Origin of the sequence: Lysobacter sp. GCM10012299 (assembly GCF_042649405.1) — a bacterium.
Lineage (GTDB): Bacteria > Pseudomonadota > Gammaproteobacteria > Xanthomonadales > Xanthomonadaceae > Lysobacter_J.
On sequence record NZ_JBHRZC010000003.1, the window covers coordinates 156,773 to 170,021 of the forward strand.

The 13,249-nt window shown below is 59.2% G+C and carries 9 protein-coding genes and 1 pseudogene; 4 read left to right on the forward strand and 6 right to left on the reverse strand.

All coding sequences use genetic code 11. The annotated features are described in order from the left end of the window. Positions 1–303: 303 nt before the first annotated feature. The 6 genes and pseudogenes from ACFOPO_RS08715 to ACFOPO_RS08740 form a co-directional block, all read right to left on the reverse strand. A pseudogene (locus tag ACFOPO_RS08715) lies at positions 304–750 on the reverse strand (hypothetical protein); the annotation flags it as partial. Positions 751–895: 145 nt separating this feature from the next. After that, positions 896–3,595: an AAA family ATPase gene (locus ACFOPO_RS08720; protein ID WP_386702801.1), complete on the reverse strand. Its 2,700-nt coding sequence runs from the start codon at positions 3,593–3,595 to the stop codon at positions 896–898. Positions 3,596–3,973: 378 nt separating this feature from the next. Then, entirely contained in the window at positions 3,974–4,747 is a 774-nt protein-coding gene (locus tag ACFOPO_RS08725) for a hypothetical protein (protein ID WP_386702802.1), read from the reverse strand. A 43-nt stretch (positions 4,748–4,790) separates the two neighbouring features. Continuing rightward, entirely contained in the window at positions 4,791–5,354 is a 564-nt protein-coding gene (locus ACFOPO_RS08730; RefSeq protein ID WP_386702803.1) for a hypothetical protein, read from the reverse strand. An 866-nt stretch (positions 5,355–6,220) separates the two neighbouring features. Beyond that, positions 6,221–6,895 carry an RES family NAD+ phosphorylase gene (locus ACFOPO_RS08735; RefSeq protein WP_386702804.1) on the reverse strand — a complete coding sequence of 225 codons (675 nt, stop codon included), beginning with the start codon at positions 6,893–6,895 and terminating at the stop codon, positions 6,221–6,223. Beyond that, the gene (locus tag ACFOPO_RS08740) at positions 6,895–7,293 is read right to left on the reverse strand and encodes an antitoxin Xre-like helix-turn-helix domain-containing protein (protein WP_386702806.1); all 399 of its coding nucleotides are present in this window, start codon (positions 7,291–7,293) and stop codon (positions 6,895–6,897) included. The genes ACFOPO_RS08735 and ACFOPO_RS08740 overlap by 1 nt, the downstream gene beginning before the upstream one ends. Positions 7,294–7,681: 388 nt before the next feature. On the opposite strand from ACFOPO_RS08740, the gene ACFOPO_RS08745 reads away from it, so the two are divergent. Genes ACFOPO_RS08745 through ACFOPO_RS08760 form a run of 4 tightly spaced genes read left to right on the forward strand, consistent with a single transcriptional unit; the run spans position 7,682 to position 13,237 of the window. Then, a complete protein-coding gene (locus ACFOPO_RS08745; RefSeq protein ID WP_386702807.1) occupies positions 7,682–8,263 on the forward strand; it encodes an NADAR family protein in 582 nt (193 codons plus the stop codon). 8 nt (positions 8,264–8,271) lie between these two features. Then, positions 8,272–10,224 (forward strand): HAD-IIB family hydrolase, encoded by a 1,953-nt coding sequence (locus tag ACFOPO_RS08750; protein ID WP_386702808.1) that lies wholly within the window; start codon positions 8,272–8,274, stop codon positions 10,222–10,224. Positions 10,225–10,226: 2 nt separating this feature from the next. Continuing rightward, positions 10,227–11,330 (forward strand): hypothetical protein, encoded by a 1,104-nt coding sequence (locus ACFOPO_RS08755; protein WP_386702809.1) that lies wholly within the window; start codon positions 10,227–10,229, stop codon positions 11,328–11,330. Further along, complete coding sequence (locus ACFOPO_RS08760; RefSeq protein WP_386702810.1) at positions 11,330–13,237, forward strand: hypothetical protein; 1,908 nt, start codon at positions 11,330–11,332, stop codon at positions 13,235–13,237. The genes ACFOPO_RS08755 and ACFOPO_RS08760 overlap by 1 nt, the downstream gene beginning before the upstream one ends. Positions 13,238–13,249 lie beyond the last annotated feature (12 nt).

Consider the following 13,249-nt stretch of genomic DNA (forward strand, 5'->3'; position numbering starts at 1 on the left):
ACGCTCGGCGCAAAGGTCACCGGCGGGAGAACTGGTAAGTCGGCAGCCGCAAAGCCGCCCTAAGCGTCCGTTCAACTCGATCGGGTTCGTCCCGACCGACAATCCGTTCTGTAGAAGACAAAAGCCGGCCAAGGTTAGATCGATGTACTACCAAGCAAGGCCAAGGCGGGCGCAATCTGTTGTGGTGTGCCGCTCAATCGGACAAAGACCCGTTCCTCGGGGCAGGTGGGCACTGCCTCCGTCATAGCATTGCGCACAGTCTGAGCGTCGATTGCGCTGATTACCTGCTGATAGAAAAGGCAGTCAGTGATACTTGATGCGGCGGTTGTCAAACGCAGGTTTTGTACCCTCCAGCACATCGACCACTGGCTTATTGATGCGGGGATTCTCAGTGGCCCCGGCGGTGTACGCGATCTTTGAGCGATTCTTGCGGTCGAAATGCGACCAAACGATCTGCTCCGCATCGCAAACGACGGCTAGATTGGGGTTGTGGGTCACCATGATGATCTGCCTACGTTTTTTGGCTTCCGTAAGCACGGGGACCAACAGGCTCACCACGGTTTCGTTGTCGAGATTCTCCTCTGGCTGATCCAGAATTATTGGGTTCCTTCCCTCGTCGACCAGCAGATAGAAGATCAACAACAACCCGCCGCGCTGGCCCGGCGATAGCTGCTCGATCTGGGCGTCCTGGAACAATAGTGAATAGCCAGGCTCCAGATACGACATGCCGGACAGCAAGTCGTAGATCTCTTCGGCCGTCTTGTCCTCCGCAGCAACGAGGCGATGCCGATCACAGACTTGTCTCACTAACCAGCGGCCGCTTTCGGCCAAAAGCGGACATTGAGACGGAAACTCAGGAAACTCGATTCTGACCGTCACTTTGCTGCCCAAGAGACTAGCGCACGGGTATGAGTCCACGACGGGCTGCAAGTAGCGCGACGTCTTTTGGATTGACAGTGCGGCGCAGGTTCGTCAGCACCTTTCGCTGGGTTTCCGGCGTCCAGAAGATCCGCAGGTGCCGTCGCGCCCGCGTGACCGCCGTGTAGAAGATGCTGTGTGTCAGATCTTCCTCGTTAGCGTTGGTCACGACGATCCTTACCGAATCGTACTCCAAGCCTTGCGCCTTATGGATGGAGACCGCATAGGCGACCTGGAAGGGCACCAAGGTGTGCAACGCGTCATCGTCCTCATCGCTGGTGTCCTGATCGAAGACGGTAAACCGCACCGTCGAGTCGGCCACCCACTCCAACTCGGTACCAAGGACGTCGAAACCACTGAGCGGGCGATCGACCTCGACATCGACCTCGAAACGCAAATAGTCCAGCCCCTGCTCGATGGCCACGATGCGACCTTTAAGATTGTTGTACAGGACCGAGCGAAAACGCTCGGACTCGTTAAACAGGATTGGGTCACCCACCTTATAGGTCGCCTCCCGCCATACGACCGCGGGATTTGGGTTGTTGCTCTGAAGGAAGCGGTTGACGTTGTTGATGCCATACAGGCCGTCGTAGTTCAGGCACAGGATGATCTCGTCGTTGCCGAAGCGCTCAAAGAGAGTCTTGTCCAGAATGCCGGAATAGCCATTCTTCGCGATCACTTCGTCGATATCGTCATCAATGTTCCGAACCTTGTTCCAGAACCGCAGTAGCGCCTGGCTCTTTGTTCGGAAGGGCGTTGTCAGCTCGAAGATCGCGCTGTCGGCCAGGAACGCGCGGATGATGGAGAACCAGTTGCCGAACTGGATGGACTCGATCTGATACTCGTCACCAACTAGTACCAGCAGCTTGAACGAGGTTCTCTTTAGTACCTTGAGCAGGTCTGCGTTGCTGACCGTACTGCACTCATCGATGACCAGCAGGTCGTACTCCGGGTCGCCAGCCCGATGTATATGGCTGCTGATGGTTCGAAACGTGGCATTCTTGACATTGACCTTACGCTTGAGATTGTCGAGGGCGGGATTGGTGTGCGCCAGGAAGAGCTTGGACTTGTCGTTGAAGTAGGCGGCAATATGATCGACCATAGTCGACTTGCCTGTGCCAGCGGCACCATAAATCAAGGCGACCTTGGAGTCGCTGAAAAGTCGCTCAAGGGCATCCTTTTTCGCCGAGTCGTCGATCTCTCGAGGCGTCTGCTCTAACCAGCGCGCCACCGCTTGCGTATAGCCAGCGATTCCGTTAGCCGCCGCCGCTTGCAATATCGAGACGATGTCAGCCGTCTCGTCCTCGTAGCCGCAGATGAATGCGTGACCCTTGTCCTGCGCAAGCTTCCTGTGCCCGTGCTTGTAGTAGATATTCCCGTTGAATGTGTCGATTAACGCGCCAAGGTCGCCGAATGCCTCCAGGTTCTTCACCGGCGTGTAAAGCATGCCGTGTTGCTCGACATTGATCTGTAGCCGTCTCGCAAGTAATTCGTGCCGTCGTTCGCCGGCGTCAAGCGCCTCGACGAGGTCCGCAGAGCGCGGGTTGTGGTCGCGAGGTGAGGTACAAAACGGCATCGTCTCGAACGGGATGCAGCCCATCTGCAAGTGGAGGTTAGACAGCCGCCAGCACGGATTGGCGGCATACTGTGGCTTGAGCACCTGGTTGTGCATGCGGAGCATCAAGTAACGGATGAGGTTGTGGCCCGGTGCCCGTGAGCGGATGATCCGGCGCGCTTCGTCTACGATCGGGAAAATGACCAGACCGGCGTCACCGACCTTGGGAGCAAATCGGGCTGACCGATATTCCTCCTCATCCATGTCCACCAGATCGAGCAGGCTTCCTGAGGTCGCCGTCAATCCTTGCATCAGATAGCGGTACTCGGCCGAACCGCTCCGGACCTTGGTCCCGATGCCGAGCAGTCGCGCGAAATTGTCCAGTTCGCACGGCCGTATCGATACGTCCCATGCACGGATGAGCGTGATGGGCATCTTCTGGTCGAGCACGCGGATCGCATCGCGCTGCAGGACCAGGTAGGCCGAGTACTTGTCGGTCATGTCAATATCCGTGAAGGCGATGGCGCGATCGAACTTACTCGCCCGGTTCACGGCACGATTGAACGTCACCTCATAATAGATTCGCCCCTTTACGAAGAAGGGCCGGATCTTGTGAATGTAGTAGCGCGTGCCGGCTTCCCGATCCAGCTTCGCACCGCGCACCGCCTCGATCCGCTGGGCGATTTTCAGGTGATACTCGCGCAGCGACGGATCCAGGTCGACCGGGAACGATTCCAGGTTGCTCAATACGTCCATGGCGCACGCCGTCCGGACCAAACTGCGCAGGCGGTGCATGTATTCATAGTATTTGAGCATCAGCCGCTCGGAGGCATCGCCATCGAGGGTGTAGTGCGAGCTGCTGGCTTGAAGCAAGCCATGGAAACGACCGAGGAAGTTCAGCTTCCCCTGGCTCCGCACATACGCCAGCGCCGGATTTACGGCGTCGTAGCTGAACTCGGCGCCGCCCGTACCGAGGTGCAGGCGCACCAGCACGCCCTCGACCAGGTTGCGAAGCTGCGCGAGCACGTTCTGAGACAGCAGCGGGCGCTGCTCGCCGAGCGCGTCGATGTTCTGGCAGATTGCCGTGTTTGCACTCTGGATTTGTTCTGCAACTGACGCCATGACAGTGCCTCATCGATGAAATGGTCAGGTCTGCTACGAGCCCCCCGGCGAAGTCGCCCTCGCGCCAATCGCGCTGGAATTCTAGCTGGCCGCAATCGATGCCGGCGCTGGAGAGGCACTCGCTGTTCGCCGTTTCCGGGGCAGGCAAGCTGGCGTTGACTGGCGAAAGCACCGACGATCTTCAATGGCTCCTGTGCGTCGAAAGCGGTCGTTCTCTGTCCGACCACCTCCGCCCGATGCTCTGACAGCCTCCGGAAACGGATGCTTGGGTTGCTTGTGGGGTGGGGGAAGGCGATTACGCCCCGGACTTGCCTGCGCGCCCTTCCGTCTCGCGATTCGAAGCCCGCGCGGGCCGGTCTACGCGCCCCAGCTCCTGGTTCACACATCGGTGACTGATGACGGCACAGGCCAGAATCGGGCACTGAAATTGTTGAGTCTTCGGGTATGGGCATCCACTTTCGCCCGGAATGTTGTTGGGATCGCCAAGGCGCTGCCGCCATCCCGGAAGTACTCCTTGACCGAATAGAGCGCCAAGCGCATCAGGTGCTCCCATTCGCGATACAGCGCGTCTTGGCGATCCCCCGCTTGTTGGACGACGCTTGGCTTGCGCTTTGGCGCGAGCACGGTGTAGTCGGGCTGCATCTCGGCGTTGTGACTAAAGATGATGCTGCCGCAGCCCCATTCGTCCTCGATCGTTGGGCGCCAGCGATAGCTCACGCGCACCGTCAGATGCTCGCTGAACATGTGCGGCGGAGTGATACGATCTTCGACGTGGAAGAGTTGGTCTTCCGTCTCTTCCGTTTCCGCTCGGTATTTCATCTCTTGGACCGCGCGTGCAAGGTTGTCGCCCGCGCGACGGGCGCGGGTTTCCGTCTCAGCCAGCTTCTTGGCCGCTTTTGCCGATCCGTACTCGGCCAGCGCAGTCTCGAATTTTCGAATGTTCGAGGCTACGTACGGACCGCAACTTTCGAGTCTGAGACTGCGCAAGGCACTGAGGCATTTCTCATCCAAACATTGGTCAATGCGCTTAACCAGGGCGTCGGATTCGATCGCTTTCAGCGCATCCCGCACCTCGCGAGGAATGTTTACTCCACCCACATTGTTCTCCAAACTGGTCGTTGAGGCGTTGGGATTCGAATTGCCGGAAGTCACGACTCCTGCGAGTCGAGCACACGCATGGGGACGCAGGCGCGGGTCAGCCATCCAGGCGCACTGCCGCGTCGAGCGATTCTGCCGCCTGCACCGCAGCGGCAAGGCGCGTTTCGATGCGCGCCCGCGCCTGAAAGTGATCTCGCTGGAGCATCGCCGCCATGTGTTTTTCACACACCAGCACGTCGCAATCGACGCTGGCGATGCCCAGGGCGGCCCAGTCCTCAAGATCAGTCACCTTCGAGCGGTAGTGGAGGTCCTTCAGCACCTGACGATGCAGATGCAGATCGACCCGACGGCTGGGCATGGACTGCAGCCAACGCGTCAGTTCGGACTTATCCAGTGAGGTCAGCGCCGTCTTGTCGAAGCCATGACGGGCGAAGACACGATTCAGCGGATCCAAGATGTCCACCATGCTGATGGCGTGCAGGGCATCCTCCCATGATGTGGGCGGCAGCCGGTCGCGGATGTCCTTCAACTCCTGCAGGTGCCGTTGGAAGCGTTCACGATGTTCGGTGTTGTGAAAGGTCGGGGAAGCCACGCCCAAGTCGGCATCCCCTGCCAGGACTGCGCGTTCGAGCCGCTCCGGTGCCAGGCCATGCAGGCTCACGGGCAGGCCGACACCAAACGCATGCCCACTCCCGCCCTAGCAACGCGAAGGGGGCGACGTGGACGGTGGGCCACCGCCGGGCGAGCGCCACTTCAATTTCGTGCTCTATGACCTCCCGCGTCGGTGCCAGTGTCACGGCACCTGACAGCGCATACATCACCGCGCCCAAGCGATGGCGGCGCTCCGGATTCGAGATGCGCGACAGCTCCACGTAGTGCACCGCGCTCAGCGGCAGTACCCAGCGCCCGGCGGCAACGGCGGCCTGCATACGATCCAGAAGGGCCCACGAATCCGCGCTCGTGCCATTGCCGTAGAATGTGCGTGCAAGCTCGATCCACTTGTTTTGGTCGAGGTAGACCCGCCAAGGCTGCGCCGTCGGTGGCGGAGCTTGTCCGCCCACGGCTTACTTCACCTCCAGCAACTAGGCACGAACGTCTTTCTCACGCATCAGCATCTCCAAGCTGTCAACGGTTGCCGACGAGGGTTTGGTTCCATTTGGGGCGCGGTGCATCAATTAGCTAGAAATGCTTGGAAGCTTGTTTGTAAAGGAATCACCGCATCGGGTTTTCTGCAAGTCGCCCGATAGTGTCTTGGAGATCAGGTGGAGGGCTTGTTCGACTTGCCGCATTTGCTCTCCTAGTGACCGCTCACGATATTGCGCATCTGTTCCGCAGCGGATCCGCCTGCGAGGATCTTCAGTTGTTCCGCAGCCGAGACCTGGATCTTATAGAACTCCGAATCGCGGACCTGAGCCAAGCTGCTTAGCGGTGGTCGCTCGGCAACCTTGCATGGCTTGTCGGGCGGAGAGGGCCGGCCTCTTCAGGAGTGCCGGCCTGATCTGCTGTTATCTTGGACCCTGCGCGTTATCAGTAGGGCACATCCCTCGCTTCGGTTACGCGCAAAATACGTTCTCCATCCCAGTGGTACTGAAAATGCGGTCCTTGGCGTACCGGCTGAATCACATCGGGATAGAACGCCGCCAGGCAAGTGCCCCCGGGCGAGCGTACGCTGTTGTAAACGACGCCGTCGCTGCCTTGCTGGCGTAGTTCCACTGCGAAGCGTTGGCTGGCCGTGTAACTATCCGGATCGTGAAGGTCGGGATAGGCACCGCGGATATCGTGGAAAGGCCGGTCGACCTCGCCGACATAGGACCGCATGTCCAAGACGCAGGCGGGCTCGTTCGTCTGTTTCAAAAAACGCGCCTTGTGATAGACCGTCTCGGCGATCGCCGTGCCTTGCTCCTTGGCGCAGTAGTAAATGCCAAACCAGCCTGGTGTGAAACGCGACCCTTCCGGGTTGCGATGGGTAAAGGCGGCCATGATGGGCGTAGTGCCGGGCCCTGCGATACGGCGCGGTGCGGGAATCGACTCGATCGCACCCAATTCCTCGCGCAAGCGGGGATTAGTCATTGACTCCAATTCGTACAGCGCTTCGAGGTCGGCAGCGTCGGCAATCCCGTCGAAAACGCCGACGGGTGGAAATCGGCTCGACACAAGGCGGTAGGCCGGCTGGAAAACTACGTGGGCCAGCGAGGCTGGCATCAACTCCAACCCCGTTGTGCATCCAGGTACTGCCGAACGACGAATAAGTCGGCCACCTGGCCGCCCAACATTCGATCCAGTGCGGAGCGACCTCCGAGCAAGGGCGTCAGGTTCGGTCGACTTACCCAGTCGTCGGCTTGACGATCATTCGAAAAGATCAGATGCAGCGCCTTGTAGATGCCCAGCACATAGCTGATTCGCTCGAGCACATCCTGCGGTATTTGGCCTGCTAGATCGCGCTTCCAGCGGAAAAAGGTCGAGCGCCCCGGGCTGCCCAAGAGCAATCGCTCCTGATCCGTACTCAGGCCCCAGCGTTCACTGATCCTGAAGAAGGCGCGAAGCGCCGGCCCGGCGATATCGCGGCGCACGGTGGAGGCGGCGGTGGTGCCTTGGGACATGGGAAGTCTCAATAAGGACTTGATACGCACATTAGTCCCAATTGGGACTCATGTCAACGCGGTGCAGCCAGCCAGTTGGAGCCGTCGCGACGCGCTCTTTGAGACTGATTCATGCCCACATGTTCAGTCTCGGACCTTGAGAAATAAAGCAGTACAAAATACTGTCTTCGTACTCACAAAATCAGTACATTTGGTCCATGCCAAGGGGACGCCCCAAAACCAAGACCACGACAATGACGCTTCGGGTGAGCCCGGGGCTGAAGGCCGCTGCCGAACAGGCGGCGAATTTGGACCATCGCAGCCTCACTGGCCTGATCGAGGTCCTGATCCTCAACCACTGTAAGAACCAGAACATTCCCGTTAACGACTCAACGAAGGAGACCAGCCCATGACCCGAACTGCGGCATCGCAGAAGCCGAAGAAGGCCGCCAGTAAGCAGGCTGAAATTCCCTTCTACCGATCAAACGAGAAACCCTACGGAGCATTTAGCAATCTGTTTCGGCGTTCGATGACCTTTGAGGGGCGCGAATTCCCTACCGCAGAGCACGCCTACCAGGCCGGCAAGGCGAGGAAAGAGTCGGTGCGCGAATGGATCCTCAGCGCACCCTCGCCCTCCCTGGTGGCGATGGCGGCACATGGTCTCTACACCTGGGACATCAATCCGAACTGGTCGAAAACAAAGTTCGATAGGATGCGTGACGTGCTGAGGGCGAAATTCACCCAACACGAGGATCTGAAGACGCTGCTGCTTGCCACGGGAGAGGCGCGACTCGTGGAAGCCGGTCGCACGGATAACCTCGTCAATCGAACCTGGGGTGAGGTCAACGGGAAGGGACAGAACATGCTGGGAGTTCTATTGATGGAGGTGCGTGAGGAGCTTCGTGGCCACGCTGAGTTGCCGATCAAAGCCGCCAGCAAGAAAAGCAAACCATCTACTCGCACTCGCGATTCCCTGCGCCAGGTGGCCTAGTCACGGCGATGCCGACCAGTCGTTACCAGACCGAACTTGATCAGCTTGCGGCCACCTACGCCGCGGCCATGGCGGCGGATGTAACTCCTCTTAAAGAGGCCATCGCCGGCGCGAGTGAGTCGAGTATCATCGGGGTGGGTTCGGGCGGTTCCTTCACCGTTGCATCGCTGCTGTGCAGTTTGCACGAGACTTACACCGGCCGCGTTTCGCGCCCCTCCACGCCGCTTGAGATCATATGCAATCCGACGCTTGCCTCGTCAAGTCCGGTGTTCCTGATCTCCGCGGAAGGCAATAACCCGGATATTACCGAAGCGCTGGAACGCGCCAGGCATCACAGCGCCCGGCAAGTCCACGTCCTGACCAACCGTAGCGCAAGCCCGCTGATGGACGCGGTGTTACAACTGTTCGATGTCAGCCCGCATACTTTTGAATTGCAAGAAAAGGATGGCTATCTCGCCACCAATAGTCTTCTGCTCGATGCGGTCCTGGTGGCACGCGCCTACAGTGAGCTTGACGGCAGCACAGATGCCCTACCTGCTAGCCTCGACGAGCTTCGGTTGGGCAACCAGACCATCTCAGAATGGGTCCAATCGGCAGCCCACTTCGTAGAGGCGCTCACGCAGCGCGGCGCAGTGGTGGTGACCTATTCGCCCTTGCTGCACCCCATCGCCGCTGATCTGGAATCGAAGCTTTCCGAAGGCGCGCTCCTGCATTGCCAGCTGGCCGATCTGCGCTCCTTCGCGCATGGACGGCATCTGTGGTTGGCGGAGCGCCCCGGAGACATAGCCATCTTGGCCTTGATAGAACCGTCCCTGGGCGGGCTCTGGACGAAGATGAGCGCGTTGTTCCCTAAGGACGTGCCGATGTACGCCATGCCGCTGCAAGGCGCATCCCCCCGCGATCTCATCGCCGGGCTCGTCGGGCAAATGCACCTGGTGCAGGCTATTGCTGAAAAGCTAGGCAAGGACCCGGGACGACCGGACGTTCCCCAATTTGGCCGCGACATCTACTACATCGACTTGCCAAAGGTCATTCCTCCGCCCGGCGAGCGAGTGTCGGCGGCAGAGCAATCCAAGTACGACGCCCTTGGTGCGCGCTGGCCTTCGCAGCGGCGATTGAGTGGAATGGCACGCGCCCGTAATTCGTTCGTTGACTCCTTGGAGCAACAGGACTTCCGCGCTGTGGTCTTCGACTACGATGGAACCCTAACTGCTTCGCAGCGCAAGACTGCGCCACCCTCAACCCCATTGGCCGACCACCTCAAGCGCCTCGTAGAGGCGGGGGTCTTGGTTGGTATCGCGTCAGGTCGCGGGGACTCCATTCAAGAGGAGCTGGCCAAGGTACTCTCGGCCGAAATCCTGGAAAAGCTGTATTTGGGACTCTACAACGGCGGATGGATAGGCACGGCGGCGACCGCCATGAGTATCCCGGCCGGCACGGTGGAATTTCTAAGCCACGTCACTCGCATTGCCCGGAAGTTGAAGTCCCTCGGCGTTCCGATCGAACGCATTAAGCCCACCCATCCGTATCAGGTCAGCATTCGTTTCAGGGATGGACTGCCCACAGACCAAATGTGGTTCGTTGTCGCCGATGCACTGCGCCAAGCGGGCCTGACGACCGGCACGCTGTATCGCAGCAAGCATTCGGTCGATGTGCTGACCCCGGGAGTAAGCAAATCAGGTCTCATCGCGCACATGATCCAGCAGGAGAAGATCGACCCCCATCAGATTCTGACGATGGGCGATCAAGGGGCCTGGCCTGGCAACGATGTCTCACTGCTCGAGCATCGCTTCTCGCTTAGTGTGGACATGCCATCGCGTCGATTGGATCGGGGATGGAAGCTTGCCCCGGGCCACAAACGCGATGTCGATGCAACGATTTGGTACCTGGACCGATTCCTGACGGATGACACGGGATGGTTCAAGGTCAAGCTTTCCCACAAGCAAGCAACCGATGAGTAGCCATGCAGGATCTCAATGCAGCAGAGCTGTTGGCACGGGTGATGGGATGGCAGGATCAAGAGCCCGTCCAAGAATATGTGCCTGAATTGCAGCTGCTCGCCTTCTTCAAATACGACCAGTATCAGAGGTTTGGGCCCGGCCGCCGGTTCATCGAAAGTCTGGCGCTGTGGCTCAAGCGCCTCGATGTGGAGGACCGGCAGGCGGCCCTTGCGTTGGTAAAAGACAAACTGGTCTTCTTCTCGGACCGCGAAATATCCCACTTGGTAGAGATGGTCTACCCCGATCTCATCGTCCAGGAACGGCTGCGGCTGGTGGCCGAAGAGCACGATATACCGACTCATGAGGTTGGCAGGCTGAGCAGACATCCGCGCTTTAAGGAATTGAGGCTGAAATCGCTCTACCTGGGACTGAGCGATGGCGCCCGCACCAACGAATTGCGCAGGGCTAGCAACCATCAGATCGGTAACGAGCAGATCTGGCAGGCGTACGAATTGGGCGAGCAGAAGTCCGCCTCCATGCGCAAGGCTCTCAAGACTGAATTGGGAAAGGCCGGTTTTGAGGAAGAGCAGCCCCATTTCAATCTCATCTGGTTGCTCGACGACTTTTCTGGCAGCGGCAACACCTACATCCGCTACGACAGCGAGGAGAAAAGTTTCGGCGGCAAGCTACAGAAAATATACGACCAACTTCACCGGGGTGGGCTAATCGATCCGACCCACTACGAAGTGTTCCTGGTGCTGTACGTGGCCACCCGACAAGCCATCGATCACATCGAGTACTGGAGTGAGCGTTTTACCTCCGAACGGGGATTCAAGCCGCTGCAACTGCGTGTGCTCTGTCCCTTGGAGCGCAACCTTGCCCTGACCCAAGCGCCGTCGGCGACGCTGGCCGCCCTATTGGCCAAGGACAAGTACTTTGATCCGGAAGTCGATGATGAGCACATGAAGGTGGGTGGATCCGACGGCCGGATGGGCTTTGCCAGCTGTGCCTTGCCAGTTGTGCTATCCCACAACACGCCGAACAATTCGATCTATCTGCTGTGGGGACCTGAGCACCTGAAGTATCCGGGCTTGTTCCCCCGCGTGGCCAGGCATAGAGATTTCTGATGGCATACAACGTCAATCCCTTCTTGGAACGCAGGTCGGAGCGTACGACCTCGGATCAGGAATTTGCGCTGGTCTTCTCACCGAAGATTCTCGAGAAACTCTCCGGCGAAGCTTTTAAGGGCGGCGTGCACGTCTTCCGTAGTGCGCCCGGCGGTGGCAAGACCACGATTCTTCGCGCCTTCACTCCCAGCGTTCTGCGCAGCTTCTGGCGCGGCAAGGGCGCCAACGAGCTGAAGGAAAGCTTTCCCCTGTTTGTCGAGAAAGGCGTTCTGGATGAGTTGGAGGGCCCGCAACTGCTTGGAGTGCTCATCTCTTGCGCTTCGGGGTACGCCGATCTTCCTCCAGGGGCAGCCATTGACGAGGGGCCGTTCCGCGCCCTGCTGGATTGCCGTGTGGTCCTGCGGACCCTTCGAAGCCTGGGCGCGTTTCTCGGACTGGGGGCCGATGAGTCGCTAGACACCATTGGGCTTGAGTACGACCAGGTTGCTCAGGATCTCCAAGGCATTCCAAAACTCACCTCGGCCGGCGCGTTGGCAGAATGGGCCGAGACGCAAGAAAAGCGCATCTACGCTGAACTGGACGCGTTCTCGGGTCGAAACACCCAGGCGTTGCCTTCGAGCGGTCGGTTCGAGAGTGTGCTCTGGCTCCAATCCGTCAGATTCATTCGCGACGGCGTGGCGGTCGGCGGCAATCGTCTGTTGATGATCGATGACCTGCACCGACTTCGCCGAAAGCAACGCGAGTTGTTGATCGACGAACTGACCATACAACGCCCGCAGATCCCCGTGTGGTTGGCCATGCGAACGGTAGTGCTGGAGGAATCGCTTCTTTCGCAAGGCGCACGAACTGGCAGGGACATCCAGGAGTACTCGCTTGAAGAGCTTTGGGGCGGGCTTAAAGGCGGCCATCAGTTCGTGCCCTTCGCGCTGAATGTCTTGGACCGCCGTATGAATCGCCAAGTGGCGGTGACGGGCAACTTCTCGCAACGCCTAAGAGAGCAACTCGAGCCCGAGGAAATACGGAAGTTCATCCGGCCCGGAATCGACGCCTTCCGAGCCGCGACCCTGCCATATGAAAAGACTGCGCGCTACAGTGAGTGGATCGCCCGGGCTGAGAGGAAGTCGGCGGACCAGACGGTCGACACACTGCTGGAGCTGTTTGTCACGCGAATTCTGATGGCCCGTGATGCCGGCAAGAAGCAAATGAGCTTCGATATGGCCCTGCCGGCAGAGGAGATCGATGACAAGGATAGTTCCGCCTTGCGTGGGGCGGCCGAGATCCAATGTCATGAAGAGCTCAAGCTGCCGTATTACTACGGCCTTGAACGCCTATGCACCATGGCGACTTGTAACGTGGAAGAGCTGCTGTCGATGGCGGCCGCGCTCTACGATGGCATTGTGGCCAGCCAGGTCCTGCGAAAGCGTAGCCCGGAACTGTCCCCTGCCGACCAGGAGAGGATCCTGAGCGATGCCGCAGCGCGGCGCCTCAAATTCGTGCCCAAGCAGCATATGGAGGGGACGCGCGCGCAAAAGCTCATCATTTCGATCGGTGGCTACTGCCGCGAACGGACCTTCTTGCCCAACGCGCCCTACGCGCCAGGCGTGACCGGAGTGAGACTGTCGCAGACGGAGATGGAGAAGCTGCAGAGCAAGGTACTGGGGGAGCACGGCACATTGTTGAAGCGAGTCCTTTCCGAGTGCGTGGCGGAGAATTTGCTTGTGCTGCGTCCCAGCGCGGCGAGTACTGGGCGAGATGCAGGTTCCATCTTTTATCTCAACCGCACGCTGTGCGCCAACTTCGGCCTGCCCCTGCAGCTGGGAGGATGGCAAGACGTCACCTGCCTGGATTTGATTGACTGGATGCTGCGGGGCTGGAAGCCGCGGCAGCGACTTGCGATAGGGAGCTAGGAATGCTGTGGG

Coding starts and splice junctions, on each gene's coding strand:
- ACFOPO_RS08720 (WP_386702801.1), bottom strand. CDS start 3,595: ATGGCGTCAGTTGCAGAACAAATCCAGAGTGCAAACACGGCAATCTGC.
- ACFOPO_RS08735 (WP_386702804.1), bottom strand. CDS start 6,895: ATGCCAGCCTCGCTGGCCCACGTAGTTTTCCAGCCGGCCTACCGCCTT.
- ACFOPO_RS08740 (WP_386702806.1), bottom strand. CDS start 7,293: ATGTCCCAAGGCACCACCGCCGCCTCCACCGTGCGCCGCGATATCGCC.
- ACFOPO_RS08745 (WP_386702807.1), top strand. CDS start 7,682: ATGACCCGAACTGCGGCATCGCAGAAGCCGAAGAAGGCCGCCAGTAAG.
- ACFOPO_RS08750 (WP_386702808.1), top strand. CDS start 8,272: ATGCCGACCAGTCGTTACCAGACCGAACTTGATCAGCTTGCGGCCACC.
- ACFOPO_RS08755 (WP_386702809.1), top strand. CDS start 10,227: ATGCAGGATCTCAATGCAGCAGAGCTGTTGGCACGGGTGATGGGATGG.
- ACFOPO_RS08760 (WP_386702810.1), top strand. CDS start 11,330: ATGGCATACAACGTCAATCCCTTCTTGGAACGCAGGTCGGAGCGTACG.